General features: G+C 72.5%; 21 protein-coding genes. 10 read left to right on the top strand and 11 right to left on the bottom strand.

From position 1 onward, the window contains the following. Positions 1-37 precede the first annotated feature (37 nt). Entirely contained in the window at positions 38-1,696 is a 1,659-nt protein-coding gene (locus JOD95_RS13995; RefSeq protein ID WP_066655896.1) for a glycosyltransferase family 39 protein, read from the top strand. A 52-nt stretch (positions 1,697-1,748) separates the two neighbouring features. On the opposite strand, the gene JOD95_RS13990 is transcribed toward JOD95_RS13995, so the two are convergent. The 4 genes from JOD95_RS13990 to JOD95_RS13975 all read right to left on the bottom strand — a co-directional run bounded on the left by JOD95_RS13990 (position 1,749) and on the right by JOD95_RS13975 (position 6,183). Beyond that, positions 1,749-2,681: a 4-(cytidine 5'-diphospho)-2-C-methyl-D-erythritol kinase gene (locus tag JOD95_RS13990; protein WP_066655898.1), complete on the bottom strand. Its 933-nt coding sequence runs from the start codon at positions 2,679-2,681 to the stop codon at positions 1,749-1,751. A 35-nt stretch (positions 2,682-2,716) separates the two neighbouring features. After that, a complete protein-coding gene (locus tag JOD95_RS13985; RefSeq protein WP_209685570.1) occupies positions 2,717-4,024 on the bottom strand; it encodes an O-acetylhomoserine aminocarboxypropyltransferase/cysteine synthase family protein in 1,308 nt (435 codons plus the stop codon). Continuing rightward, positions 4,024-5,070, bottom strand: a complete 1,047-nt coding sequence (locus JOD95_RS13980) for an LLM class flavin-dependent oxidoreductase (protein ID WP_209685568.1) — start codon at positions 5,068-5,070, stop codon at positions 4,024-4,026. The genes JOD95_RS13985 and JOD95_RS13980 overlap by 1 nt, the downstream gene beginning before the upstream one ends. 84 nt (positions 5,071-5,154) lie before the next feature. Next, positions 5,155-6,183 carry a RimK family alpha-L-glutamate ligase gene (locus JOD95_RS13975; protein ID WP_209685566.1) on the bottom strand — a complete coding sequence of 343 codons (1,029 nt, stop codon included), beginning with the start codon at positions 6,181-6,183 and terminating at the stop codon, positions 5,155-5,157. Between the two features lie 140 nt (positions 6,184-6,323). On the opposite strand from JOD95_RS13975, the gene JOD95_RS13970 reads away from it, so the two are divergent. After that, on the top strand, positions 6,324-6,824 hold the full coding sequence (locus JOD95_RS13970) for a hypothetical protein (protein WP_066655907.1): 501 nt from the start codon (positions 6,324-6,326) through the stop codon (positions 6,822-6,824). A gap of 3 nt (positions 6,825-6,827) precedes the next feature. Here JOD95_RS13970 and JOD95_RS13965 read toward each other — a convergent pair whose 3' ends face one another. After that, positions 6,828-7,685 carry a helix-turn-helix transcriptional regulator gene (locus JOD95_RS13965; RefSeq protein ID WP_209685564.1) on the bottom strand — a complete coding sequence of 286 codons (858 nt, stop codon included), beginning with the start codon at positions 7,683-7,685 and terminating at the stop codon, positions 6,828-6,830. 101 nt (positions 7,686-7,786) lie between these two features. Here JOD95_RS13965 and JOD95_RS13960 point away from each other — a divergent pair, with 101 nt between their 5' ends. Further along, a complete protein-coding gene (locus JOD95_RS13960) occupies positions 7,787-8,527 on the top strand; it encodes an SDR family oxidoreductase (RefSeq protein ID WP_209685562.1) in 741 nt (246 codons plus the stop codon). Between the two features lie 130 nt (positions 8,528-8,657). On the opposite strand, the gene JOD95_RS13955 is transcribed toward JOD95_RS13960, so the two are convergent. The 5 genes from JOD95_RS13955 to rsmI form a co-directional block, all read right to left on the bottom strand. Continuing rightward, positions 8,658-9,080: a hypothetical protein gene (locus JOD95_RS13955; RefSeq protein ID WP_209685560.1), complete on the bottom strand. Its 423-nt coding sequence runs from the start codon at positions 9,078-9,080 to the stop codon at positions 8,658-8,660. Between the two features lie 70 nt (positions 9,081-9,150). Continuing rightward, entirely contained in the window at positions 9,151-9,999 is an 849-nt protein-coding gene (gene rsmA / locus JOD95_RS13950) for a 16S rRNA (adenine(1518)-N(6)/adenine(1519)-N(6))-dimethyltransferase RsmA (RefSeq protein WP_066655916.1), read from the bottom strand. Between the two features lie 2 nt (positions 10,000-10,001). Next, positions 10,002-10,940 (bottom strand): TatD family hydrolase, encoded by a 939-nt coding sequence (locus JOD95_RS13945; RefSeq protein ID WP_066655919.1) that lies wholly within the window; start codon positions 10,938-10,940, stop codon positions 10,002-10,004. Beyond that, on the bottom strand, positions 10,937-12,517 hold the full coding sequence (gene metG / locus JOD95_RS13940) for a methionine--tRNA ligase (RefSeq protein ID WP_209685559.1): 1,581 nt from the start codon (positions 12,515-12,517) through the stop codon (positions 10,937-10,939). The genes JOD95_RS13945 and metG overlap by 4 nt, the downstream gene beginning before the upstream one ends. Before the next feature lie 120 nt (positions 12,518-12,637). Then, on the bottom strand, positions 12,638-13,459 hold the full coding sequence (gene rsmI / locus JOD95_RS13935) for a 16S rRNA (cytidine(1402)-2'-O)-methyltransferase (protein ID WP_209685557.1): 822 nt from the start codon (positions 13,457-13,459) through the stop codon (positions 12,638-12,640). A gap of 53 nt (positions 13,460-13,512) precedes the next feature. Here rsmI and JOD95_RS13930 point away from each other — a divergent pair, with 53 nt between their 5' ends. Further along, positions 13,513-15,144: a dolichyl-phosphate-mannose--protein mannosyltransferase gene (locus JOD95_RS13930; protein ID WP_209685555.1), complete on the top strand. Its 1,632-nt coding sequence runs from the start codon at positions 13,513-13,515 to the stop codon at positions 15,142-15,144. 146 nt (positions 15,145-15,290) lie between these two features. On the opposite strand, the gene JOD95_RS13925 is transcribed toward JOD95_RS13930, so the two are convergent. Next, entirely contained in the window at positions 15,291-15,950 is a 660-nt protein-coding gene (locus JOD95_RS13925; protein WP_066655923.1) for a TetR/AcrR family transcriptional regulator, read from the bottom strand. Between the two features lie 162 nt (positions 15,951-16,112). Here JOD95_RS13925 and JOD95_RS13920 point away from each other — a divergent pair, with 162 nt between their 5' ends. The 6 genes from JOD95_RS13920 to hrpA all read left to right on the top strand — a co-directional run bounded on the left by JOD95_RS13920 (position 16,113) and on the right by hrpA (position 26,407). Then, positions 16,113-17,690 carry an MFS transporter gene (locus JOD95_RS13920; RefSeq protein WP_209685553.1) on the top strand — a complete coding sequence of 526 codons (1,578 nt, stop codon included), beginning with the start codon at positions 16,113-16,115 and terminating at the stop codon, positions 17,688-17,690. A gap of 264 nt (positions 17,691-17,954) precedes the next feature. Beyond that, positions 17,955-18,815, top strand: coding sequence for a sulfurtransferase (locus tag JOD95_RS13915; RefSeq protein WP_209685551.1), 861 nt, complete (start codon positions 17,955-17,957; stop codon positions 18,813-18,815). A gap of 135 nt (positions 18,816-18,950) precedes the next feature. Further along, positions 18,951-20,018 carry an NAD(P)-dependent oxidoreductase gene (locus JOD95_RS13910; RefSeq protein ID WP_209685549.1) on the top strand — a complete coding sequence of 356 codons (1,068 nt, stop codon included), beginning with the start codon at positions 18,951-18,953 and terminating at the stop codon, positions 20,016-20,018. 4 nt (positions 20,019-20,022) lie between these two features. Beyond that, on the top strand, positions 20,023-20,553 hold the full coding sequence (locus tag JOD95_RS13905; RefSeq protein ID WP_209685546.1) for an AAA family ATPase: 531 nt from the start codon (positions 20,023-20,025) through the stop codon (positions 20,551-20,553). Positions 20,554-20,670: 117 nt separating this feature from the next. Next, the gene (locus tag JOD95_RS13900) at positions 20,671-22,500 is read left to right on the top strand and encodes a thioredoxin domain-containing protein (protein ID WP_209685544.1); all 1,830 of its coding nucleotides are present in this window, start codon (positions 20,671-20,673) and stop codon (positions 22,498-22,500) included. A gap of 37 nt (positions 22,501-22,537) precedes the next feature. Further along, the gene (gene hrpA / locus JOD95_RS13895; protein ID WP_209685542.1) at positions 22,538-26,407 is read left to right on the top strand and encodes an ATP-dependent RNA helicase HrpA; all 3,870 of its coding nucleotides are present in this window, start codon (positions 22,538-22,540) and stop codon (positions 26,405-26,407) included. The last annotated feature ends 6 nt before the right edge of the window (positions 26,408-26,413 follow it).

The raw sequence follows: 26,413 nt of genomic DNA, 5'->3' as shown, positions 1-26,413 counted from the left end.
GGGCACGCGCCCAGCCGTGCGCGCTACCGTCGCGGGCGTGACTGCACCACAGACCGGCACCATCCACGTCCCCGCCTCCGCCGGGGTCGCGCCGGTCCGTACCCGCCTGCGGTCCGCGTCCACGGCCCTGCGTGTCGCAGCAGTCCGGACCCCCGAACTCACCGTGGGTGCGCTCGGCGTCGTCACGGGCGCGCTCTTCGCCTGGGTCCCCTCGCTCTGGTACGACGAGGCCGCGACGGTCACCAGCGCCACGCGCAGCTGGCCGCAGCTCTGGGCCGAACTCCACAACGTGGACGCCGTGCACGGCCTGTACTACGCACTCATCCACGCCTGGTTCTGGCTCGTGGGGTACACGCCGTTCACCCTCCGCTTCCCGAGCGCACTCGCCATCGGCGTCACCGCCGGGCTCGTCGTCGCACTCGGACGCCGCCTGGGTGGTCGTCGGCTCGGCATCGTCGCCGGTCTCGTGTTCCTCGCGATCCCCCGCGTGCAGTGGGCCGGGTCCGAGGGCCGCCCCTACGCGACCGTCACGACCCTGGCCGTCGCACTGACGCTCGTCGGCATCACGGCCGTCCGACGCACCCGGTCCGGGGCGACGCGGGCGTCGAGCATCCGCTGGTGGGTCGCCTACGGGCTGCTCGCGCTCCTGGCCGTCTGCTTCAACGTGTACCTCGCGCTCGCCGTGGTCGCACACGCGGCGGCCCTGGCCTGGACGTGGCTGGCCGAGCGCCGGTCGCGTACGTGGACCCGGCGGTCGGACGCCGGTGACCCGCTCGTGGGCCGTGTCGTCCTCGTCCGCTGGGTCGTCGCCGCCGCAGCTGCCGCGCTCCTCGCGTCGCCGCTCGTGCTCGAGGTCACGGAGCAGTCCAAGCAGGTCGCGTGGATCTCGGGCATCACGCAGCGCACCCCGCGCCAGGTGTTCGCCACCTCGTGGTTCGGCGGGATCGACTCGTACGCCGCGGTCGCGTGGACGCTCCTCGTCATCGGTGTCGTCGTGTCCCTGGTCGCCGCACACCGCCGCGTCCCCACCGTCCGCGCACTCCTCCGGGCACAGGCGGTCCGGATCGCCCTGCCGCTGGCACTGCTGCCGACCGGGGCACTGCTCGCCGCGACGGCACTCGGCAAGCACCTCTACTCCCCCAAGTACGCATCGCTGAGCATGCCGTTCGTCGCGCTCCTCATCGCGCTCGCGATCACCGCCCTGCGGCGGAAGGCCCTGATCGCCGCGCTGCTCGCGGTCTTCCTCGTCATCAGCGTCCCGAGCGCGATCGACGTCAAGACGCCCCGGTCGAAGCAGGAGTCGACCTGGGCGAACGCCGCGTCGATCATCGCCGCCGAGCGTGGGGCGAACACCGGCGCCAACGAGGGCGTCGTCTTCGGCAGCGTCTACGGGCACCCGACGTCCACCGCGGAGATCATCCGCGTCTCCTACCCCTGGGCGTTCACCGGGATGACCGACCTGGGCATCCGGAAGAACGGCGCCGAGACGGGCGTGCTCTGGAACGAGAACGGCGACCTGGCGTCGACGATCCCGGCACGCCTCGGTGACATCGACACCGTGTGGTTCGTCGGCGGCACCCCGAAGGCCCGCAACATCCAGCCGGAGACGACCGAGGTGCTCGCCGAGCACGGCTTCCACGTCGAGCAGAAGTGGCGGACCGGTCGGGTCGTCATCACGGAGTTCGTCCGCGACTGAGCCCCGACGGCACCGTAGGTCCGGTGGTCAGTCGGCACCGCGGGTCCGGTGGTCAGTGCACGACGCGGGCACCGTGCACCGGGCCGGTCGCCCGGAGCGCGACGAGCCCGGAGGCGCTGAGCTCGACCTGCACCTCGAGCGCAGCATCGCGGTCGGCGACCAGGAACGCGACCGTCGGGCCGCTCCCCGAGACGATGCCCGCGAGCGCGCCGGCCTTCTCCCCCACCTCGATCGTCGCCGCGAGCCCCGGCTGCAGCCGCATCGCGGGTGCCTGCAGGTCGTTGTGCAGGCAGTCCGCGAGCAGGTCCGCGTCGCCGGCACGGAGCGCCTGGAGCACGTTCGCCTCGACGACGGGGGTCGTGGGAGCCGGGCGGATGTCGGCCCGGTAGCGCTCCCGGTGCTCGTCGAGCGCCCGGTAGACAGCAGGGGTGGAGAGACCGTCCTCGCTGAGCGCGAGGACCCAGTGGAACTCCCCCTTGGCGAGCGCCGGGCTCAGCTCGTCACCGCGACCCGTCCCCACGGCGGTGCCGCCGGCGAAGGCGAACGGGACGTCCGCGCCGAGTCGGGCCGCGAGCCGCAGCAGCTCGTCCCGCCCGAGGGCGGTGCCCCAGAGGGTGTCGCACGCGAGCAGGGTCGCCGCGGCGTCGGCCGATCCCCCGCCCATCCCGCCGGCGACGGGGACCTGCTTGTCGATGGTGAGCCGGACGCCGCCCCGGTGCCCGGCGGCCTCGGCCACGAGACGCGCGGCGCGGATCGCCAGGTTCGAGTCGTCGGTCGGGACCGCACTGGTGTCGATCGGTCCCGTGAAGCGCACGGAGAAGTCGTCGGCCGCTTCCGCGGTGACGTCCTCGTACAGCGACACCGCCTGGTACGCGGTCGCCACGTCGTGGTAGCCGTCGTCCTGCAGCGCGCCGACGGACAGGAACACGTTGATCTTGCCGGGAGCGCGCACCCGCACGCGGGTCGGTGCGGCCAGCGAGGTCATGCGTCCAACCTATCCTCCCCGCGCCGGGCCGCGGACTACGCCGAGGTCCCCGCCGCCGCGAACCCGCGAGCCAGGTCGGCCAGGATGTCGTCCACGTGCTCCAGACCGATCGACAGGCGGATCATGCCCTCCCCGACGCCGGCGGCCGCGCGTTGCTGCGGGGTCATCTGCACGTGGGTCGTCGACGCGGGGTGCACGACGAGCGACCGGACGTCGCCCAGGTTCGACACGTGGTCGAAGAGCTCGAGCGCGGCGACGAACCGGCGACCGGCAGCGACCCCACCGGCGAGGTCGAACGCCAGCACGGCCGACGGCCCCTTCGGCACGTAGCGCTGCTGCAGGTGGTGCCACGGCGACGAGGGCAGCCCGGCGTAGTGCACGTGCTCGACCTGCGCGTGTCCGTCCAACCACGAGGCGACCGCGGCCGCGTTCGCCACGTGCCGGTCCATGCGCAGCGACAGCGTCTGGATGCCCTGCAGGACGAGGAAGGCGTTGAACGGGGCGATCGCGGGGCCGAGGTCGGCGGACAGCTTCGACCGGGTGCGCTGGATGAACGCGCGGCGGCCGAACTTCTCGGCGAAGGCCGTCCCGGCGAACCCGGACTGCTCGACCGTCGTGAGCTGCGGGTACTTCTCCGCCTGCGCCGCCCAGTCGAAGTTCCCGCCGTCGACGATGATCCCGGCGACGGCGCTGCCGTGGCCGGCGAGGTACTTCGTCGCCGAGTGCACGACGATGTCCGCGCCGTGCTCGATCGGTCGCACGAGGTACGGCGTCGCGATGGTGTTGTCGACGATGAGCGGCACCCCGGCGTCGTGCGCGACACCGGCGACCCCCGCGAAGTCGAGCACGTCGCCACGCGGGTTCGGGATGCTCTCGCCGAAGAACGCCCGCGTCTCCGGACGGACCGCGGCGCGCCACTCGTCGAGGTCCGTCGGGTCCTGCACGAAGGTGAACGTGATGCCGAGGTCGCTCAGCGTCGAGTGGAAGAGCGTGTAGGTCGCACCGTAGAGCGACGCCGACGAGACGACGTGGGCGCCCGCCCGCGCGACGCCGAGCACCGCCAGCGAGGTCGCCGCCTGACCGGACGCCAGCGCCAGTGCTCCGACCCCGCCCTCGAGGTCCGCGATGCGTCGCTCCAGGGCCGCCGCCGACGGGTTGTTGACGCGTGTGTAGGTGTGTCCAGGTGCGTCGAGCATGAAGCGCGCCGCCGCGTCCTCGCCCGAGGGGTACACGAAGGCCGCGCTCTGCGCGATCGGGGGCACGTTCGCCCCGAAGCCCGGGTCGGCCCTGAAGCCGGCCCGGATCTGCCGCGTCTCGAACGCCCAGTCGTCCTCGGCCGCCATCAGGCGACCGGCTCGGCGGGGACGGCGGCGCGGACGAGCGGGATGACCTGCTCGCCGAAGCGCTCCATCTCCTCGGCCTGCGGCGAGAACTGCAGCAGGAGCGTGTCGACGCCGGCGTCCTCGAACTCGCGGATCCGGTCGGCGACCTGCTGCGGCGTACCGACGAACCCGGGGCGCAGACCGCGGTTCGACACCGAGTAGTCCTCGAGCGACGGCACGTGCTCGAGCTGCGACTTCGAGATGAAGTCCTGGTACGACTCGTACGCCTTCCCGTGGCGGACGTCGGTGATGCGGGCCAGCTCGGCCTGCGCCTCCTCCTCGGTCTCGCGGACGATCACGTACGCGGCCATGCCGAACGCCTCGAACGGCGCGGCGCCGGCGTCCTCGCGGCGACGCTTCATCTCGTCGATCTTCGTGCGGAGCTCGTCGACGGTGCCGCCGTGCGTCAGGTACGCGTCGGCGAAGCGGGTGATCGAGCTCTTGCCCGCCTCGCTCTCGCCACCGGCGTAGATGCGCGGCGTGACCCGCGGCTTCGGCTCGAGGTGCGTGTTCTGCACGTCGTAGTACTCGCCCGTGAACGAGAACGGCGTCTCGGCCCAGAGGCCCTTGAGGATCGCGACGAACTCCTCGGTGCGCGCGTACCGGTCGTCGTGCTCGGAGAAGATGCCACCGTACTGGCGGGCTTCCTCGGCCCACCACGCGCTCACGACGTTGAACGTGAAGCGACCACAGGAGATCTCGTCGATGGTCGCGGCCTGCTTCGCCGTCACCGCCGGCAGGTGGTAGCCCGGACGCATCGCGGCCATGATCTCGAGCCGCTCGGTCGTCGCGGCCAGCGCGGCCGCGAGCGCCCACGCCTCGAGGCTCGGCGCGGCCGTCCCCTTGATGTCGTTCAGGTTGAGCTCCGGCACGAGCGTCAGGTCGAAGCCGATCCGCTCGGCACGCTGCGCCAGCCGCTTCACGTAGTCGAAGGTGACGGGCATGTCCTCGTCCTCGACGTTGCGCAGCCAGCCGCCGAAGAGCGGGGTCCAGTATCCGAATCGCACGAGTGGTTCCTCAGGTGTGTCGTGACGGCCGGGAGGCGCGGGGCGGGCCCGCCACGAGCCTCCAGGCCGGTGGGTGGTGTCGTCTCAGGCCGTGGTCGCCGACGTGGCGTACGCCCGCTCGAGGAGCGCGCCGGTGAAGCGCGCGATCGCGCGCGGACCGGAGACCGGCGCGACCGCCTCGACGGCGGGGTTGTAGTTCGTGTTCGTGTTCACGTCGTAGACGACCGTGCGGCCGTCCGTGGTCTCCATGAACTCGACACCCGCGACCTGGATGCGCTGGTCGGCGAGGAACGTCCGGAGCTGCTGCACGAGCGGGTGGTGGGCCGTGACCTCGTCACGGATGCTGAAGGCAGCCGGTGCGCCCGGTGCCCCGGTGCCGGTCGTCTCGGCGCCGGGCACGTCGCAGACGGCGCCGGCGATGGCCTGGGGCACCTCGCACGCGTCGGCCGGGCAGAGCTCGAAGCTGCCGGCGCTCGTGTCGACACGGACCGCGTAGACGAACTCGCCGCCGACGAACTCGGCTCGGGTGATGAACGGCTCGCGGGCGGTCAGGAGCTCCTGGAGCAGCGTGATGCCGTCGACGGGGGCCTCGAACTCGGGGCTGTCGACGTACGCGTCGAACTCGGCGAGGGTGTCGAAACGGCGGACGCCGAGGCCCTTGCCGCCCTGGTTGTGCTTCGTGATGAACGGGACGTCCTGCCCTCCCGTGAAGGTCCGCGCGGCGCCCTTGAGGGCGGCCGACCCGAAGACCGCGGTCGTGCGGGGCACGTCGAAGCCGGCGTCCCGGAGGAGCCCGTGCTGGGCGACCTTCGACACCTCGAGCTCGAGCACGTGGCTGCCGTTCACGACCGTCGCACCGGAGCGCTCGAGCCAGCCGAGCAGCGCGCGGGCGTACTCCTTGCTGTGCTCGTTGCCGCGGGTGTGGCTCGACGCGGACATCCGCGACCAGTAGACGCCCGGAGCCGGCTCGGCGGTCAGGTCGATGCTGCCCAGGGCACCGCCGTCGGTGAGCAGGAGTTCCTCGACCGGCACCCCTTCTGCCGCGAAGGCAGCGGCGAACGGCGGGAACCACTCGGGGTTCTCGTGGATGACGTACACGCGCGGAGTTGTCACCGGGCCACCCTAGGCACGCTCCCCCTGGGGGTGCCAGGTGTGTGACGCGGGATTGCGGCGTGCGTCCGCGCGCGGTCGCCTCGTGCCATCGCGGCGGGGTCGCCTCGTGCCGGAGCGCCGGGTGTGCGAGGGTGGAACGCATGTCCTACCCCGCGTACGAGGAGACCGTCCGTCCCGGCCGTGTGATGACCGTCGTGGGGTGGGCCGTGATCGCGACCGCCGTCGGGATCGCGACGCTCGTGCTCGCGGTGCCGGCGGGGTGGCAGGACCAGCCGCCGTCGGCGTCGGACGTCGGCGTGCTGGTGGTCACCCTCGCCGTCACGGTCGCGCTCGGCATCGGGATGATGACCATGCGGATGACGGTGCGGGTCGACGAGGTGCTCGAGGTCCGTGTCCGCCCCTGGTGGTACCGGCGGCGCGTCGCCCCCGAGCAGATCACGTCGGCCGAGGTCGTGCACATGACGGGCGGCAACTCCGGCGGGCTCGGCATCCGGCTCGTCCCCGGCGGCACGGCGGTGCTGCTCGACGGCGGACCCGGCGTGCAGGTCGCGATCCGCGGGGCGCGGTCGCTGCGGTTCCGGTGCAACGACCCCGAAGCCGTCGTCGAGGCCCTGCGGGCACGGGGTGCGTCGGCGGACTGAGGATCAGCGCGCGACGCGGTCGGCGCCGAACTGCTGCGTGCCGACGACGCCGAGGAGCTCGAGCTTCTGCGCGTCCTCGCTCCCCGCGGGCGCGGTGAACAACAGGAGCGCCTGCGCCTGGTCGTCCGTGTGGAGCACCTGGCAGTCGACGGTGATCCGGCCGAGCTCGGGCTGCACGATGGTCTTGTCGTCCGACCAGCGGGTCGCGACCTCGTGGCGTTCCCAGAGCTCCCGGAACTGCGGGCTGCGGCGCTGCAGTTCGGCGACGAGCTCCGTCGCCCGACGGTCGCTCGGCCCCGCGAGCCCGACGGCCGCGCGGAGCGACGCGACCACGACCCGACCGAGCCGTTCGTGCTGTTCGGGCGCGTACTTCGCCTGCTCCGTCCCCGAGACGAACCAGCGCCACGCCTGGTAGCGCTCGTTGCCCGGCAGGTCGACGGATCCGCCGAGCAGTGCCCGAGCGAGCCGGTTCTCGACGAGCGTCTCACCGAGGTGGCTCACGACGATCGCCGGGGTGTCCTCGAGCCGGTCGAGCACGCGCAGGATCGCGGGGTCCACGTGGTCCGCGCGGTGCATCCGGACCGGCGCCGTGTGCCCGGCGAGGTGGAACAGGTGGTCGCGTTCGTCGAGGCTGCACCGGAGGGCCCGGGCGATCGCCGCGACCATCTGCTCCGACGGCTGCGGGCCCCGCTGCTGCTCGAGACGCGTGTAGTAGTCGACGCTCATCCCGGCGAGTGCGGCGACCTCCTCGCGACGGAGTCCGGGGGTCCGCCGACGGGGACCGCTGCCGAGGCCGACGTCCTCGGGGCGCAGCAGCTCGCGGCGGCGGCGCAGGAAGTCGGCGAGCGCGGGGCGGTCCATGCCCCCATCGTGCCGTCTCGGCCGGAGCGGAGCCAGGGACCGCCGGTCCCCCGATGCCCGCGCCCTGGAGGAGCCCCGTGCGCAGGAGCATCGTGGTCGGCATGGACACCACGAACAGCACCGTCTTCATCTCCGGCGCGACCTCGGGCCTCGGGCTCGCCCTCGCGCAGCGCCTGCAGGCCGCCGGCAGCACCGTCGTCATCGGCGGCCGCCGCCAGGACCGCCTGGACGCCCTCGCCGCCGAGCACGGCTTCGGTACCGTCGCGATCGACGTCGCCGACGCGGACTCCATCGCGAGCGCGGCAGCGGACGTGACGGCCCGCTGGCCGGAGCTCGACACCGTCGTCACGATGTCGGGCATCATGCGCAACGAGGACCTGCGCGACCCCGGACACATCGACGACGCACTCGCGACCGTCCAGACCAACCTGGTCGGGACGATCCGGCTCATCGACGCCTTCCTGCCGCACCTGCTCTCCCGGCCGGCGGCGACGCTGATCACGGTGTCGTCCGGTCTGGCCTTCGTCCCGCTGACCGCGACCCCGACCTACAGCGCCACGAAGGCCGCGGTGCACTCGTACACGCAGGCGCTCCGGCAGCAGCTCGTCGGCAGCTCGGTGGCGGTGCTGGAGCTCGCCCCGCCGGCCGTGCAGACGGACCTGATGGGTGGCGCCGACTTCGGCGGGATGCCCCTCGACGCCTTCACGGACGAGGTGATGGGTCTGCTCGACTCCGGTGCCGCGCCGGAGATCCTCGTGCAGGACGTCCAGCCGCTGCGCTGGGCCGAGCGCGACGGGACGCACCAGCAGATCCTCGAGGCGATGGCCGGCCGCGGTCACTGAGCCACGCACCACGGGCGGATCAGCCCCGGGCGAGGAGACCTGTGCACGTCGACCGTCAGGCCGGGCTCGGGGTCGGGGCCGGTGCTGGTACCGGTGCCGGCGCCGACGCCGGCGGGAGCACGCTGCTCCGTCAGTCGACCTCGCCGGCGGCGCGCCGACGCCGGATCCGTGCGTCGAGACCCCGGTTCAACGCCCAGAGCCCCAGCACGATGGCGGTGACGAGGAGCGACTCGGCCAGCGTCCGGTCCAGCGGCCCACGGAGCACCCAGAAGGCACCCCCGGCCAGGACGGCGACCATCGCCAGGGTGCCGATGGAGCTCCTCGCAGCCCGCGGCTCGGCCCCGGTGGACGCCCCGTCCTCGTCCTCGTCCGCGAGCTGGTTGAACCAGAGTCCCCACGCCGCCAGGCCTGCTCCGAACAGGGCGGCTGCCCAGGCAGCATCGTCGCCGGCGTCACGGACGAGGGCGACGACGGCGACGACCACGACGAGTGCACCGCCCGCGAGGAAGAGGAGCGTGATCGCCAGGGCGAGACGGGAGGTCGGAGCGTGCACGCGGTCAGCCTAGGGCTCCGTCGCCGACACGACGACCACCGGGCCGGAGCAGTGACACGACCGCCTGCCGTCAGGCGGCGGCGAGGACCGTCCGTCCGAGGCGCACGAAGTCGTCCGGCGACAGCGCCTCACCCCGAGCGGTCGGGTCGAGACCGGCCGCGGTCAGCAACTCCGACGCACGGGCGCTGGAACCCAGGACCCCGGACAGGCTCTGCCGGAGCATCTTCCGGCGCTGCTGGAACGCCCCGTCGACGAGCTCGAAGACCTGCGCCCGCAGCGTCTCGTCCCCCGGGCGCTCACGACGGTCGAAGCCGACGAGCACGCTGTCGACGTTCGGCACCGGCCAGAAGACCTGGCGGCTGATCTGCCCGGCGGTCGACCACGACCCGTACCAGGCGGCCTTGACGCTCGGCGCCCCGTAGACCTTGCTGCCCGGCCCGGCGGCGATGCGGTGACCGACCTCGGCCTGCACCATGACGAGCACCCGCTCGATGGTCGGGAAGGTCGCGAGCAGGTGCAGCAGCACGGGGACGGAGACGTTGTACGGCAGGTTCGCCACGACGTGCGTCGGGGCCTCGGGCAGTTCGTCCGCGGTCACCGCGAGCGCGTCCTGGTGCACGACCCGCAGGCGCGCGTCCGGCTGCATCGCCGCGACGGTCGCGGGCAGCTGGGCTGCGAGCCGACCGTCGATCTCCACCGCGGTGACGGACGCGCCGGTCTCGGTCAGCCCGAGGGTCAGGGAGCCCAGCCCCGGTCCGATCTCGAGCACGCGGGAGTCCGGCGTGACCCGGCCGGCCGAGACGATGCGGCGCACGGTGTTGGCGTCGTGCACGAAGTTCTGGCCGAGCTTCTTCGTCGGGGTGACGTCGAGCTTGGCGGCGAGGTCCCGGATCTCCGCCGGGCCGAGCAGTGCGCCCACGACTACTGGTCCACCGTGACGGGCTCGGCGTCCCACGCACCGTAGACGAGCTCGGTCGTCGAGGCGATCTGCGCCGCGAGCATCGACGGGTCGGTACCGAGGGTCTCGGCCATCGACCGGAGCGTGAGCGGGATCAGGTACGGCGCGTTCGGCCGGCCGCGGTACGGCGTCGGCGTGAGGAACGGGGCGTCCGTCTCGATCATGACCAGGTGCCGCGGCGCGACCTGCAGGGCGTCTCGGAGCGACTGGGCGTTCTTGAACGTGACGGTGCCGGCGAAGGACATGTACCAGCCGCGCTCGGCGCAGAGCCGGGCGAGGTCGGGACCGCCGGAGAAGCAGTGGAAGACGGTCTTCTCGGGAGCGCCCACGCGGTCGAGCACCTCGACCACGGCCTCGTGCGCGTCACGGTCGTGGATCGTCAGCGCGAGGTCGTGCTCCTTCGCGATGCGGATGTGCTCCTCGAACGAGCGGACCTGTGCCGCGCGGCCGTCCTCGCCGGTGCGGAAGAAGTCGAGACCGGTCTCGCCGATCGCCCGGACGCGGGGCAGCGCCGCGAGCCGCTCGATGCCGGCGAGGTGCTCGTCGAGCAGCCCCTGCTCGTCGAGCACGGGCGCCTCGTTCGGGTGCAGCGCGACGGCGGCGAGCACGCGGGGCTCACGCGCGGCGATCTGCGCCGACCACTCCGACGTCGCCAGGTCGGTGCCGACCTGCACGACGCCGCGGACCCCGACGCTCGACGCACGGTCGAGGTGCTCGCGGTAGTCGAGCGGACCGTCGCCGCCCTCGCCGACGCCGTCGGCGATCTCCATGTGCGTGTGGTTGTCGTACACCGGCACCACGAGCGCCTGCGGCAGCGGTGGGTAGCTCAGGTCGCGCTTCGAGCCGCCGGACGCCCCCTCGCCACGCGCCCGGACGTGCGAGCCGTCCGCCGCGTCGGTCACGCTGCGCCCTGCTCGGGCTGCTGCTCGATGCGCGGGAACAGGCCGGACCCGAGCGGCACGACGGTTGCGGCGCCCTGCCACTCGTAGGCGCGGTCGACGCGCTGCTCGGTCACCGATCCGCCGGCACCGATCGACGCCCAGAGCTTCTCCGTCGCCTTCGGCATCACCGGGGACACGAGGACGTTCACGGTGCCGAGGCCGCGGAGGGCCGTCGCCAGGACGGTGCCGAGACGCTCGTGCGCCGACTCGTCCTTCGCCAGCGCCCAGGGCTCCTGCTCGGTGATGTACCCGTTCAGCGCGTCGACGAGCTCCCACACGGCGGCGATCGCCTCGTGCGGCGCGAAGGCCTCGACCGCGGCGTCCGCACGCTCGGTGACGGACACCGCGAGCGCGTCGATCGCCTCGTCCGACGGGGTCAGCTCGCCGCGCGACGGCACGGCACCGTCGAAGTACTTCTGCAGCATCGCGACGAGACGCGAGGCGAGGTTGCCGAAGCCGTTCGCGAGGTCGGCCGAGTACCGGGCGGAGATGTCCTCCCAGCTGAAGTTGCCGTCCTGCCCGAAGGTGATGGCGCGGAGGAAGTAGTAGCGGAAGGCATCCGAGCCGAAGGTGTCGGTGATCTCCGACGGCGCGATGCCGGTGAGCTTCGACTTCGACATCTTCTCGCCGCCGACGAGCAACCAGCCGTGACCGAACACGCGCTCCGGCACGGGAAGGCCCGCCGCCATGAGCATGGCGGGCCAGATCACCGCGTGGAAGCGGGCGATGTCCTTGCCCACGATGTGCACGCTCGGCCAGAGGCGCTGGAACGCCTCGTCGTCGTCCGACCCGTAGCCGAGGGCGGTGACGTAGTTGAGCAGGGCGTCGAACCACACGTAGAGCACGTGGTCGTGGTCCCAGGGGATCGTGATGCCCCAGTCGAAGCTCGAGCGCGAGATCGACAGGTCGCGCAGGCCCTGCTTCACGAAGGAGACGATCTCGTTGCGGACGCTCTCGGGCTGGATGAACTGCGGGTTCGACTCGTACAGGTCGAGCAGGCGCTGCTCGAAGTCGCTCATGCGGAAGAAGTAGTTGCGCTCGGCGAGGACCTCGACGGGGATCGAGTGGATCGCGCAGACCTGCTGCCCCTCGTAGGGACCCGTGCCGGGCACGAGGTCGCTCGGCTGCTTGTACTCCTCGCAACCGACGCAGTAGAAGCCCTCGAACTCGCCGGCGTAGATGTAACCGTCGTCGTACAGCTTCTGCAGGAACGCGGTCACGCCGCGCTCGTGCCGTTCGTCGGTCGTGCGGATGAAGTCGTCGTTCGCCACGTCGACCGTGTCGAGCAGCGGCTTCCACGCGTCGGTGACGAGCCGGTCGGCCCACTCCTTCGGGGAGACGTCGTTGGCGCTGGCGGTCCTGAGGATCTTCTGGCCGTGCTCGTCGGTCCCGGTGAGCAGCCAGGCGTCGTCGCCCCGCTGCCGGTGCCACCGTGCCATGAAGTCCGCGGCGACCTCGGTGTAGGCGTGCCCGATGTGGGGCACGTCGTTCACGTAGAAGATCGGCGTGGTGATGCTGAACGAGGACCCGTCGGACATGCGGACCATCCTACGGGCGGGCCGGAGCCGCGTGACGCGCCCCGCGCGCCGCCTGTGGAGAACCGGACGGGAGGCGGGTGGCGGGCCCGCCCCGCGCCTCCAGACCGACGGTGGTCGGCCCTACCGCGCGGCGAGCGCGCCCTCGTACAGGTCGCGCTTCGACAGGCCCGTCGCGTCCGCGACCGCCGCGGCGGCCTCCTTCATGCGCGACCCGGCGGCGACCCGCTCGAGCACGAGCCGCACACCGTCCTCGATGCTCGTCACGTCGAGCGCGCCGGTCGAGCCCTCGACGACCACGCAGATCTCACCGCGCACCCCGTCGGCGGCCCAGGCGGCGAGCGCGGCGAGCGAGTCGCGGCGGACCTCCTCGTGCAGCTTCGTGAGCTCGCGGCACACGACCGCGCGGCGGTCGTCCCCGAAGCCCGCGGCCATGTCGGCGAGCGTGTCGGGGAGCCGGTGCGGTGACTCGAAGAACACCATCGTCCGCTGCTCACCGGCCAGGGACGCGAAGAGACGACGACGCTCCCCCGCCCTGCGGGTCGGGAAGCCCTCGAAGCTGAACCGGTCGGTCGGCAGGCCCGACACGGCGAGCGCCATGAGCACGGCGGACGGCCCGGGCAGGGCGGTGACGGTCACCCCGGCGGCCGCCGCGGCCTCCACGAGGGGGAAGCCCGGGTCGCTGATCGCGGGCATGCCCGCGTCGGTGAGGACCACCACGTCCTCGTCGCGGGCGAGCTCGACCACCTCGGCGGCCTTCGCGCGCTCGTTGTGCTCGTGGAGGGCGATCAGGCGCGGGCGGTTCTCGATGCCGAGCGCACGCATCAGGTGGATCGCGGTCCGGGTGTCCTCGGCGGCCACCACGCTCGCGTTCGAGAGGGTCTCGACGAGACGACGAGACGCGTCGCCGAGGTTGCCGATGGGCGTTGCTGCGAGGACGATCACCTCCCCATTCTGGTGCCAGGTCCGCCGTGGCGGCGATCCGTAGGATGCAGGCGATGACCAGCGAGCTGACCGACGACCGCACCGCCCTCGTCGACGGACCGGCCGGCTCCCGCCTCGACGACTGGTGGGGTCGGGTCCTCTCGACGTCGCGGCGGGTCGCCGTGTGGCGCTGGACGGGTCCGATCGCGGTGACGCTGCTGGCGGCCGTGCTCCGTCTGGTGGGACTCGGACACCCGCACTCGCTCGTGTTCGACGAGACGTACTACGTCAAGGACGGCTGGTCGATCGTGCACCTCGGCTACGAGGGCACCTGGCCGGCGAACTCCTCCGACGACGGCGCCCCGACGACCGACCAGCGCTTCGCGGACGGCGAGACCGACCTGTACTCGAGGGCGGCGGAGTTCATCGCGCACCCGCCGCTCGGGAAGTACCTGATCGGCCTCGGGATGCTGCTGTTCGGCGCCGACAGCTCGTTCGGGTGGCGGTTCACGGTCGCCGTGCTCGGCACCGCGACCGTGTTCCTGACCGCGGTCATCGCCCGCTCGCTGTTCCGCTCGACCGCGATCGGGACGCTCGCCGGCTTCCTGCTCGCGATCGACGGCCAGGCGATCGTGCTGTCGCGCGTGACGCTGCTCGACGGCATCCTGACCTTCTTCGTCGTGCTCGGCGCGGGTGCGCTGCTGCTCGACCGGCGGTGGACACAGCGGCGGCTCGACGACTGGGTCCGACGCCGGGCGGACGGCGGCGGTGACACGCTCTGGGGGCCGGTGCTGGTCTGGCGGCCGTGGCTCGTCGCGATGGGCGTCGCCCTCGGTCTGGCGTCCGCGACGAAGTGGTCCGGCCTGTACTTCCTGGCGTTCTTCGCCCTGTACTCCGTGCTGAGCGACATGGTGATGCGCCGCCGGGCGGGCGTGACGTTCTGGTCCTCGAGCGCCTTCCTGCAGCAGGCGCCGGTGACGTTCCTGCTCACCGTGCCGGTCGCTGCCGTGACCTACCTGGCGTCCTGGACGGGGTGGTTCCGGACCTCCGGTGGGTGGGACCGGAACTGGATCGCCTCCGGCGGCGAGCGGTGGACGGGACTGCTCGCGTGGGTGCCGGACCCGTTCCAGAACTGGTGGCACTACCAGTCGGAGATCTACGGCTTCAACATCGGCCTGCACACCCCGCACTCGTACCAGGCGAACCCGCTGCTGTGGCTCGTCATGCAGCGCCCCACGTCGATGTACTACGTCGGGACGAACCACGGGCAGGACGGCTGCTGGGCGGACCGCTGCGGCGAGGCGATCACCGGCATCGCGAACCCGTTCGTCTGGTACGCCTCGGTGATCGCGGCGGTCGCGCTGCTCGTGCTCTTCGTGCTGCGGCGCCGGTGGGAGTACGGCTTCGTGCTCATCGGTGTCGCGGGCGGGTACCTGCCCTGGCTGCTGTACACCGACCGCACGGTGTTCCAGTTCTACACGGTGGCGTTCGAGCCGTTCCTCGTCATGGCCCTGGCTGCCGCGATCGGACTCGTCGCCGGGTCCCGGACCGACCCGCGGCCGCGGCGGACCCGGGCGTTGGTCTGGGTCGGCGTGTACCTCGGTGTCGTCGTGCTCGCGTCGGCGTACTGGTACCCGATGTGGACCGGCTTGCAGATGCCGTGGGACTTCGTCCGGTCGCACTACTGGTTGCCGAGCTGGCTGTAGCGGTGCTGCCGAGCTGGCTGGAGCGGTCCGGCCCTCGGGACGTGACCGCGCGGGACGCCGGTGACTGCCGACCCGCTGTCGGCACGGAGGCGCGGTGCCCGGCCGCCACGAGCCTCCCGCCCGGCGCATACCGCGTCAGGCGAACGTCAGGGCTGGCCGTGCAGGGCGCGCTCGATGGCGGTGCGGTCGAGCGGGGCGCCGACCATGGGGTCGGTGGTGCCGCCGGGCAGCACGCCCTCGAGCACGACCTCGGCGTAGCGGCGCCAGGCGTCGGGGTCGTGGGCGCGCGTGGCGTCCGCGACGGCGCCGACCATCGTGGTGAGCATCGGGAGGTCGGCGTAGCTGAACCCGGCCCGCACCACCCCGGACGCCGCCGCTCGCTCGATGATGGTCGCGACCTGGCGCTCGAGCCGGTCCCGCTCGTGCACGATCGACGGCCGCGCCTTCCCCGCGCGGACGATGGCGTCCGCCAGGGCACGGTCGCGCGCGCGGAACTCGAACACGCCCGTCAGGTAGACACGGAGGGCCTCGCGCGGATCGGTCTCCTGCGCGGCTCGGGCGGCGGCGGCGTTCATCGCCTCGAACTTGGTGGCGAGCAACGCCTCGATCAGGGCGTCCTTGTCGGCGAACCGGCGGTAGACGGTGCCGACGCCGACCCCGGCCTCGTGCGCGATGTCGTTCAACGTGACCGACAGACCCCGCTCGGCGAAGCACCGGCGCGCGGTCTGCAGGATCAGCTCGCGGTTGCGCGCGGCGTCGGCGCGCAGGGGGCGCTCGAGGTCGTGCGCGGTGTCGGTGGTGCTCACGACGTCGACGGTAGTTGACGATTCTGGGAACAAACGGATGCGGTGGCTCCGTTTCGGTCTACACTCGACACAAACGGATGCACCACATCCGGTTCCACCTCCTCGCGAAGCGCTCGACGGCGCGTGCTCCGCCACCTCCACCCTTCTCCGAAGGAGGCTGCCGTGACGGCAGAACAGACCGTGCCGACCCCGACCGGGTCGGCACCGACGACGACCGGCCGTGCTGCCGGCACCACGACCGGCTCCGGCTCCGGCTCCGGCTCCGACAGGCCGAACCACCGCTGGATCGCGCTGGCGGTCATCGCCCTCGCCCAGCTCATGGTCGTGCTGGACGCGACCATCGTGAACATCGCCCTCCCCTCGGCGCAGGCCGACCTCGGCTTCGGCACCGACCAGCGGCAGTGGATCGTCACCGCGTACTCGCTCGCGTTCGGCTCCCTGCTCCTGCTCGGCGGCCGCCTCGGTGACCTGTTCGGCCGGAAGACCACCTTCATCGTCGGCCTGGTCGGGTTCGCCCTGGCCTCGGTGCTCGGCGGTCTCGCCGACTCGTTCGGCCTGCTCGTCGCCGCCCGCGCACTGCAGGGCGTCTTCGGTGCCCTGCTCGCCCCCTCGGCGCTCGGCATGCTCACCACGACCTTCCGCGATCCGAAGGAACGCGGCCGGGCGTTCGGCATCTTCGGGTCCATCGCCGGCTCGGGTGCGGCGATCGGCCTGCTGCTCGGCGGCGTGCTCACCGAGTACGCGTCCTGGCGCTGGTGCCTCTACGTGAACGTCGTGTTCGCGGTCCTCGGGGTCATCGGTGCGCTCGTGTTCATGGCGAAGCCGCCGAAGGTCGAGCGTCCCCGCATCGACGTGGCCGGTGTGCTGACGATCACCGCGGGTCTGGTCGGCATCGTCTACGGCTTCTCGAACGCCGAGTCGAACGGCTGGGACGCCCCGCTCACCATCGTCATGCTCGCCGCGGGCGTCCTGCTCGTCGCCGCGTTCGTGGTCATCGAGACCCGCGTCGCGCACCCGCTCCTGCCGCTGCGCGTCGTCCTCGACCGCGACCGCGGCGGTGCCTTCATCGCGATCGGCCTCGTGGCGATCGGCATGTTCGGCATCTTCCTGTTCCTGACGTACTACCTCGAGCAGACCCTCGGTTTCAGTTCGCTGCAGACCGGTCTGGCGTTCCTGCCGATGCCGCTGTCGATCATGGTGTCGGCGACGCAGATCGGCGGGCGGCTGCTGCCCCGCGTCGGCCCGAAGGTCCTGATCTTCGCGGGCGGACTCGTCGCGGCGACCGGGCTCCTGCTGCTGCTCCGCACCGACGTCGACAGCACCTACGCGGGCACCGTCCTGCCGGCGCTGATCGTCATCGGTCTCGGCATGGGCACGATCTTCTCGTCCGCGATGAACACCGCGACGACCGGTGTCGCACGGGCGGACGCCGGCGTGGCCTCGGCGACGGTCAACACGATGCAGCAGATCGGCGGCTCGATCGGCACCGCCCTGCTCTCGACGATCTTCGCCGACGTCGTGAAGGACAGCCTGTCGGGCCTCTCGGCAGCACCGACGAAGCTGCAGCAGGCCCAGGCGGTGATCGACGGGTACCACGTCGCCTTCGGCATCTCGGCCGGGGTGCTCGTGCTCGTCGCCCTCGCAGGCGGGCTGCTCATCAACCGGCAGTCGGTGCGACTCGCGAAGCTCGAGCGCGCGGCGTCCGCGACCACGGGCAGCATCCCGGCAGCGGCGCACTAGCCGCTCCGCTCCCGCTACCCGAGCCGCCCCGCTCCGCGCCCGGTCCGCCCCCGGTCCGCCCTGCCCTGCTCTGCCCCCGCTCCGCGACATCCCACGCGTCGATCGACGCGTGGGATGTCGTGTCCCCGGGCCGGCCGAAGGAACGACCGACCCCGGCCGTTCCGGTGCGCACGGATTCGGCACACCCCGTGGTCGGGACGGCGGCGTTGCGCACTGTGTCGGTCCTCCTGCGGCACATCAGTGGCCCCGGTTACCCTGAGCGCCATGGCCCCCGTCCTGACCTCGCCGCTCGTGTCGACGCAGTGGCTCGCCGACCACATCGGTGCCGACGATCTCGTCGTCCTCGATGCCTCGGTGCACACCACCGGGGTCGGCACGGCGATGCACTGGCAGGCCGCCCGCGACGCGTACGAGCAGCACGGGCACGTACCGGGCGCCCGGTACGCCGACCTGGTCGACGACTTCTCGACGCCCGACGCGGACGTGCCCTTCACCCGCCCGACGGCGGAGCGTTTCGAGTCCGCCGCGCGTGGACTGGGCGTGACCAACGGCTCGACCGTGGTGGTCTACGACGACAGCGTCGGTGAGTGGGCGGCACGGCTCTGGTGGATCTTCCGCGCGTTCGGCTTCGACGACGTCGCGGTGCTCGACGGTGGGTTCACCAAGTGGCGGGACGAGGGACGACCCGTCCGCGTCGGACCGCTCCGTGGCAGCACCCGGTCGCCGTCCGCCGAGCCGTTCCTGGCCGGCGAGGAACGCCCCGTGTGGGCCGACCACGACCGTGTCCTGCGTGCCGTCCGCGGTGAGGAGCCCGCGGCGGTCGTCCTGGCGGCTCCCCCGTCGGCGCTGGGATCCGACCACCCCGGCGTGGTCCCCGGCAGCACGGCGATCACCACGGACGACGTGGTCGACCCCGACACCAACACCCTCCGCCGCGGCCCGGCACTCGCCGAGGTGTTCGCGCCGGTGCTCGACGCCGACGAGATCGTGACGTACTGCGGCGTCGGCAGCGCGGCCTGCGTCGACGCGCTCGCCCTGACGGTGCTCGGGCACGACCAGGTGAAGGTCTACGACGGCTCGCTCGCCGAGTGGTGGCGCCTCGAGCCGGAGCTGCTCGCGTCCTGACGCCGCACCGTCGGCCACGCCGACCGCGCCGGCCGGGCCGACCGGGCTGGCCGGCCCGACCGGGCTGGCCGGGCCGACCGGGCTGGCCGGGCTGGCCGGGCGTCCGGGCCGTCCCCGCGGCACTAGCGTTGGCGCATGAGCACCAGACGCGCGGTCGTCCTCGGCGGTACCGGCGGGATCGGGTCGGCGGTGGTCCGAGACCTCCTCGACGTCTCCGGTCGCGGTGGCGACGACTGGCAGGTCGACGTCGTGGCACGACACGGCGGTCCCGCAGCCGATGCGCTGACGGCGGCCGGCGCCTCCTTCGTGGCCGGTGACCGCCGCGACACGAGCGTGCTCCGCGAACTCCTGCGTCCCGGCGCCGACCTGCTCGTCGACACCGTGGGCGCGACCCGTGACGACGCCCTGCAGCTGCGACCGTTCCTCGACGACGTCGGCTCGACGGTGTTCGTGTCCTCGAAGGCGGTCTACGTCGACGACCGAGGGCGGCACGCGAACTCGGTCGGACGGCCGGTGTTCGGCGGCGCGGTCACGGAGCTCCAGCCGACCGTCGTCGCGGGCGACGGCGACCCGACCTCGCGCGAGGGCTACGGCGCCGCGAAGGTCGCCGCCGAACAGGTCCTGCTCGACCACGGCGCTCCCGTCACGGTGCTGCGCCCCTCGAAGGTGTACGGCGTCGGGATCGGCCGTCCCCGGGAGTGGTTCGTGGTGCGTCGCGCGCTCGACGGCCGGGAGCGGATCCTGCTCGCGGACCACGGACGGGGCGTCGACCACACGACGGCGGCGAGTGGGATCGCGTCACTCGTGCGCCTCGTCGCCGACGCTCCGGACCGCCGGATCCTCAACGTGGCCGACGAGACCGCGCCCGACGTGCTGGAGATCGTGCGGACCGTGGCCGGACTCGTCGACCACCGCTTCGACGAGGTCCTGCTCGACGAGGACGCCCCCGCCTTCGTCGGGACGACCCCGTGGAGCTCGCCGTCGCCGTTCGTCCTCGACACGACGGCGGCACGGGCGCTCGGCTGGCAGCCCCCGCGGTACGCCGACGCGGTGCGGCCCGAGGTCGACTGGCTGCTCGAGACCGCGCACGCCGTGCCGGCCGGCGGCGACGTCCCCTGGGCGGAGGACTCGTTCTGGGAGCGGATGTTCGACTACGGCCCGGAGGACGCCGCCCTCGTGCTGCTCTCGCTCGGCAGGGGCTGAGCCGGTGCCCCGCTCGGAGGTCCTGTTCGTCGGCGGGCGTTCGGGCGTCGGCAAGTCGACCGCGGCCGAGGCGCTCCACGACCTGCTGGTGGCTGCCGACGTCCCGCACGCGGTCATCGAGGGCGACCTCCTGGACCTCGCGCACCCGGCTCCGCACGTGGCGCACCCCGCCGTCCGGCTCGCCGAGCGGAACCTGCGCGCGATGTGGGCGGCGTACCGCGAACTCGGGCACCACCGGCTCGTCTTCACGAACACCGTGTCCGTGCTCGAGCACGAGCGGCTCGCCGCCGCGATGGGCGACGACCCGGTCGTCACCGCGGTCCTGCTCCGCGCCTCCGACGCCACCACCGCCGCGCGTCTGGCCCGGCGGGTGGGCGGCACGGTCCCGCATGCGCAGCTCGCCCACAGCACGGCGACGGCCGGGAGGCTCGACTCGGCCGTCGCGGACACGGTCGCCCGGGTGGACACCGACGGCAGGTCCCCGCTCGAGATCGCGCGACGGCTCGCGTCGCTCACGGGCTGGCTGCCCGGCTGACCGCCGGCCCGGGCACGGTGTCCCGGACTCCCCGCCTGCGCCTGTGGACGAGCACGACCTGTCCACCGGTAACCGGATCGTCAGCACCGTCCAGCGCCCGCGGGGCAGGCTGGACGCATGAACGACAACCGGCTCGCGACCGCGGTCAGCCCGTACCTCCGTCTGCACGCCGACAACCCGGTGGACTGGCGCGAGTGGGGACCCGACGCGTTCGCCGAGGCACGGGAGCGCGACGTCCCGGTGCTCGTCTCGGTCGGGTACGCCACGTGCCACTGGTGTCACGTGATGGCGCGCGAGAGCTTCTCCGACCCCGAGATCGGCGAGCTGCTCCGTCGCGACTTCGTCGCCGTCAAGGTCGACCGAGAAGAGCGGCCCGACGTGGACGCCAGCCTCATGGCTTCCGCGAGCGCCTTCACGCAGCAGCTCGGGTGGCCACTGACCGCGTTCGCGACGCCCGAGGGGCGGGTGTTCTTCGCGGGGACCTACTACCCGCCGACCCCGGTCGGCCAGGTCGGGTCGTTCCGCCAGGTCCTCACGGCGGTGCTCGATGCATGGACCCAGCGGCGGCACGAGGTGGACGCGAACGCGAGCGCGATCGCCGCGGCGATCGCGCAGGGGGCGCAGGCCGACGCCACCGCCCAGGGTGGCGAGCGGTCCGACGCAGACACGCCGCGCCTCCCGTCCGTCGACGCGATCCGCTCCGTGACCGCGCAGCTCGTCTCGGCGGAGGACACCACGTACGGCGGCTTCGGCGGTGCGCCGAAGTTCCCGAGCGCGCCGCTCCTCGAGTTCCTCTCCGACGTCGCGGCCGACGGTGACGCCGCCGCACGCGGGTTGCTCGAGCGGAGCCTCCGGGCGATCCGGACGACCGAGCTGACGGACGCCGACGGCGGCGTGTTCCGGTACGCGACCAAGCGCGACTGGAGCGTGCCGCACTACGAACGGATGCTCTACGACAACGCGGGGCTGCTCGCGATCGCCGGGGCGGAGCAGGCACGGGGCATCGCCGACTTCCTGCGCGACACGCTGCGACGGCCCGACGGCGCCTTCGTCGCGGCGCAGGACAGCGAGTCGACCATCGACGGGCGACGCGTCGAGGGCGACTGGTACCGGCTGCCACTCGACGAGCGCGGGCGGTTCGACGCACCGCCCCTCGACGACCAGGTGCTGACGGGGTGGAACGGCCTCGCGATCCGCGGGCTCGCGCGTGCTGCGGCCCGGAGCGGTGACGACGAGTGCACCGCCCTCGCGCAGGGTGCTGCCGACGCGGTCCTGGCCGCCCACGTGCGCGACGGACACGTGGTGGTCCGGTCGAGCACCGACCACGGCACGTCCGCGGCGCCTCCCACGATCGAGGACGTCGGACTGCTCGCCGAGGGGCTGCTCGAACTCGCGCTGCTCAGCGGCGAGGTCCGGTACGCCGAGACGGCACGCGCGCTCGTCGACGACGGCCTCGCCGGTCGCTTCGAGGTTGATCCGGTCCTGCGGGCAGCCGGAACGACGACGGGTGAGCAGCCGCAGACGGCACTGCGGTCCGGCACCGTCGCACTGGCTGCGACCGCGGCGACACTGGCCGCACTCACCGGTGACCGGGCACTCCGGGACGCCGCGACGCGGCTCGTCGCCGACCGTGCACGCACCGGTACCGAGCGGCCGCTCGGCCACGCCGACGCCCTCGGGGTCGCGCTCGCCCTGCAGCGTCCCTCGCGTGAGGTCGTCGTCGTGTCCGGCCGCGACGACCCGATGCGGTGGACCGGCCTCGCCGCCCGCCGGCCGGGCACCGTGGTCGCGACCGTGACCCCGGACCAGGCACGGGCGTGGGCCGCCGCCGGGTTCTCGCTGTTCGCCGGGCGGGACAGCGCAGCACCAGCCGCCTACGTCTGCCACGACCACGTCTGTGCGTTGCCGGCCCGGAGCGACGCCGCGCTCGCCGAGCAGCTCCGCTGACGACAGCCGCCGCACGGACCGCTATCCTGGAATGCTCATGTCTGCCACGCCCGTCATCACGTACCCGCCCGAACTGCCGGTGTCGCAGCGGCGGGACGACATCGCCGCCGCGATCCGTGACCACCAGGTCGTCATCGTCGCCGGCGCCACGGGCTCGGGCAAGACGACGCAGCTGCCGAAGATCTGCCTGGAGCTCGGCCGCGAGTCGATCGGGCACACCCAGCCCCGCCGGATCGCCGCCCGCACCATCGCCGAGCGCGTGTCCGAGGAGCTCGGCAGCGAGCTGGGCGACCTGGTCGGCTACCAGGTGCGGTTCACCGACAAGGTGAGCGGGAACACCCGGATCAAGCTCATGACCGACGGGATCCTCCTCAACGAGATCCACTTCGACCGTGACCTGGAGCGCTACGACACGATCATCATCGACGAGGCCCACGAGCGCTCGCTGACGATCGACTTCCTGCTCGGGTACCTGAAGCGGCTGCTCCCCCGGCGCCCCGACCTCAAGGTCATCATCACGAGTGCGACGATCGACCCAGAATCGTTCTCGCAGCACTTCGGCGGCGCTCCGATCATCGAGGTGTCCGGCCGGACGTACCCGGTCGAGGTCCGCTACCGGCCGCTCGTCGCCGACGACGCGGCGGACGGTGACACCGGTGCGGACGAGGGCGACGACACCGACCCGCGGACCGACGACAGCGGTGGCCGCGGTGGGAGCGCGGACGACCGCGACGTGCTCCAGGGCATCACCGACGCGCTCGACGAACTCGCGCGCGAGGACCCGGGCGACGTCCTCGTGTTCCTGTCGGGCGAGAACGAGATCCGCGACGCGCAGGAGGCGATCGAGGGCAAGCGGTACCCGGGCACCGAGGTCCTGCCGCTCTACGGCCGACTCTCCGCCGCCGACCAGCACCGCGTGTTCGAGCGCCGGACCACCCCGGGTGTCCGTCGCCGCATCGTCCTCGCCACGAACGTGGCGGAGACCTCCCTGACGGTGCCGGGCATCAAGTACGTGATCGACACCGGCACCGCCCGCATCTCCCGGTACTCCCCGCGGGCGAAGGTGCAGCGGCTGCCGATCGAGGCGATCAGCCAGGCGAGCGCGAACCAGCGTTCCGGACGCGCGGGTCGCACCAGCGCGGGCATCGCGGTCCGGCTCTACTCCGAGGACGACTTCACGCGCCGTCCGGAGTTCACCGACCCCGAGATCCTCCGCACGAACCTCGCGGCGGTCATCCTGCAGATGATCTCCCTCGGCTTCGGCGACATCGAACGCTTCCCGTTCCTGCAGCCGCCGGACTCCCGGGGCGTCAAGGACGGCCTCGACCTGCTGCGGGAGCTCCGCGCGGTCGACCGCGACGGCCGGATCACCAGGTCGGGCCGACAGCTCACCCGGTTGCCGATCGACCCGCGGCTCGGCCGGATGGTGCTCGAGGCCGGTCGCCAGGGCGTCGGGCGCGAGGTCATCGCGATCGTCAGCGCCCTGAGCATCCAGGACCCACGTGAACGACCGCTCGAGAAGCGTGCCCACGCCGACCAGCTGCACGCCCGGTTCGCCGATCCGACGAGCGACTTCCTCACCCTGCTCAACCTCTGGAACCACATCGAGGACAAGCAGGAGGAGCTGTCGTCGAGCGCGTTCCGCCGCCTGTGCAAGGCCGAGTTCCTGAACTACTTGCGCATCCGCGAGTGGCAGGACCTGTACCGGCAGCTGTCCCGCGCCGCGAAGCAGGTCGACGTGCGGGTGGGACAGTCGCGCTCCGAGGACGGCGACGCCGTGCACCGTTCGCTGCTCGCCGGGCTCCTCAGCCAGATCGGGCTGCGGGACAAGGAGAAGCGCGACTACCTCGGCGCGCGCAACGTCCGGTTCGTGGTGTTCCCGGGCAGCGTCCTGGCGAAGAAGCAGCCCGACGCCGTGATGGCCGCCGAGCTCGTCGAGACGAGTCGGCTGTTCGCCCGGACCGTCGGCCGGATCGACCCCGCGTGGGTCGAGCCGCTCGCCGGTGACCTGCTCAAGCGCACCTACGGCGAGCCGCACTGGGAGAAGAAGCAGGGTGCGGTCGTCGCGTACGAGCGCGTGACGCTGTTCGGTGTCCCGATCGTGCAGCGTCGCCGCGTGCAGTACGGGCGCGTCGACCCCGAGCACTCGCGCGAGCTGTTCATCCGCCACGCCCTGGTCGAGGGCGAGTGGGACGCGCAGCAGGCCTTCGACCGCGCGAACCGGAAGCTCCGTCGCGAGCTCGAGCAGCTCGAGGAGCGCACCCGCCGTCGCGACATCCTGTTCGACGACGAGCGTGTGTACGAGTTCTACGACGCACGGATCCCTGCGGACGTCGCCACCACCCGCGACTTCGAGGGGTGGTGGCGGACGACCCGTCGCGAGCAGCCGGACCTGCTCACGATGCGGCGGCAGGACCTGCTCGACGAGGACGCCGCCGAGGCCGCCCAGGACGAGCAGGAGTACCCGACGCAGTGGCGTTCCGGTGACCAGCGCCTGGCGATCAAGTACCGCTTCGAGCCGGGCGCGCAGGACGACGGCGTCAGCGTGCAGGTGCCGCTCGCGCTGCTCCCCCGCATGCGCGAGGAGGGCTTCGACTGGCAGGTCCGTGGCCTGCGGAAGGAACTCGTCACCGCACTCATCAAGTCGCTGCCGAAGCAGATCCGGAAGAACGTCGTCCCCGCTGCCGACTGGGCCGAGAAGATCGTCGCCGAACTGCCCGACGACGCTCCGACCGAGCCGACGGAGTCCTTCCGCGCGACCCTCGCCGCGGCGATCCAGCGGATGACGTACGTGCCGGTGACCGAGGCCGACTTCGACCTGTCCCGGGTGCCGGCGCACCTGCTGCCCACCTGGGCGGTCGTCGACGAGCGCGGCCGTCGGGTCGAGTCCGGCAAGGACCTCGCGGCCCTGCAGACGAAGCTGAAGGACCGGACGCAGCAGAGCGTCGCCTCCGCGACGGCGAGGGCAGCGGCCCGGCCGGGAGGCGCGGCGCGCGTCGCCGGGGCCTCCTCCGGCACGCAGGTGGAACGCTCCGGCCTCACCGCCTGGCCGTCCGACGACCTGCCGCAGGTCCTCGACACGAAGCAGGCCGGTGGCGTCATCCGTGCCTACCCGTCGCTGGTCGAGGAGGGCGACGGCCCCAAGGCGACGGTCGGTGTCCGCCTCCTGGCGACGCCCGGTGACCGCACTGTGAACATGCCCGCCGGCGTCCGTCGGCTCGTCATGCACGCCGTGCCCTCGCCGGTGTCGTACGTGCAGTCGCACCTCACGGCGCAGGAGAAGCTCGCGCTGGCCGCGAGCCCGTACCCGTCGACCGCGGCGCTGTTCGACGACGTGCTGGCCGCCGTCGTGGACGCGGGCATCCGACGCACCCATCCCGACGGTCTGGTCTTCACGAAGGCCGACTTCGAGGCGGTCCGCGATGCCGTGTCCGCCACTGTCGTCGACACGATGTTCACCGCCGTGTCCGAGGTCGCCGCCGTGCTCACCGCGCAGCGGGCGGCCGACAAGGCGATGAAGCAGGCGAACTCGATGGCGCTCCTGCCGGCGCTGACCGACATGCGCCAGCAGGTGGAGCGCCTGGTCTTCCCGGGCTTCGTCGCCGTCGCCGGGCTCGACCGGCTCCGGCGGATCCGGGTGTACCTGCGGGGTGTCGAGGCCCGCGTGCAGAAGCTCCTGCAGAACCCCGGACGTGACGCCACGTGGATGCGTGAGGTCACGGTCGCCACCGACCGCTACACCGACGCCGGTGGCGTGTTCCCGCCGTCGGTCGGTGCGCATCCCGAGCTCGTGCACGCACGGTGGATGCTCGAGGAGTTCCGCCTGAGCCTGTTCGCCCAGGAGCTCGGCACCGCCGAGACGGTCTCGCTGCAGCGGATCACGAAGACCCTGGCCGCCGCCCGCTGACGGGGC

It is taken from the genome of Curtobacterium sp. 1310 (assembly GCF_017834105.1).
Classification (GTDB): Bacteria; Actinomycetota; Actinomycetes; order Actinomycetales; family Microbacteriaceae; genus Curtobacterium.
The sequence above is the reverse complement of the archived record's forward strand: the minus strand, read 5'-3'. Positions and strand labels throughout refer to the sequence as shown.

What these genes read in the sequence shown, in the direction of transcription:
- JOD95_RS13990 (WP_066655898.1), bottom strand. Translation starts at nt 2,681, where the DNA reads ATGACCTCGCTGGCCGCACCGACCCGCGTGCGGGTGCGCGCTCCCGGC.
- JOD95_RS13985 (WP_209685570.1), bottom strand. Translation starts at nt 4,024, where the DNA reads ATGGCGGCCGAGGACGACTGGGCGTTCGAGACGCGGCAGATCCGGGCC.
- JOD95_RS13970 (WP_066655907.1), top strand. Translation starts at nt 6,324, where the DNA reads ATGTCCTACCCCGCGTACGAGGAGACCGTCCGTCCCGGCCGTGTGATG.
- JOD95_RS13965 (WP_209685564.1), bottom strand. Translation starts at nt 7,685, where the DNA reads ATGGACCGCCCCGCGCTCGCCGACTTCCTGCGCCGCCGCCGCGAGCTG.
- JOD95_RS13960 (WP_209685562.1), top strand. Translation starts at nt 7,787, where the DNA reads ATGGACACCACGAACAGCACCGTCTTCATCTCCGGCGCGACCTCGGGC.
- metG (WP_209685559.1), bottom strand. Translation starts at nt 12,517, where the DNA reads ATGTCCGACGGGTCCTCGTTCAGCATCACCACGCCGATCTTCTACGTG.
- JOD95_RS13930 (WP_209685555.1), top strand. Translation starts at nt 13,513, where the DNA reads ATGACCAGCGAGCTGACCGACGACCGCACCGCCCTCGTCGACGGACCG.
- JOD95_RS13915 (WP_209685551.1), top strand. Translation starts at nt 17,955, where the DNA reads ATGGCCCCCGTCCTGACCTCGCCGCTCGTGTCGACGCAGTGGCTCGCC.
- JOD95_RS13910 (WP_209685549.1), top strand. Translation starts at nt 18,951, where the DNA reads ATGAGCACCAGACGCGCGGTCGTCCTCGGCGGTACCGGCGGGATCGGG.
- JOD95_RS13900 (WP_209685544.1), top strand. Translation starts at nt 20,671, where the DNA reads ATGAACGACAACCGGCTCGCGACCGCGGTCAGCCCGTACCTCCGTCTG.
- hrpA (WP_209685542.1), top strand. Translation starts at nt 22,538, where the DNA reads ATGTCTGCCACGCCCGTCATCACGTACCCGCCCGAACTGCCGGTGTCG.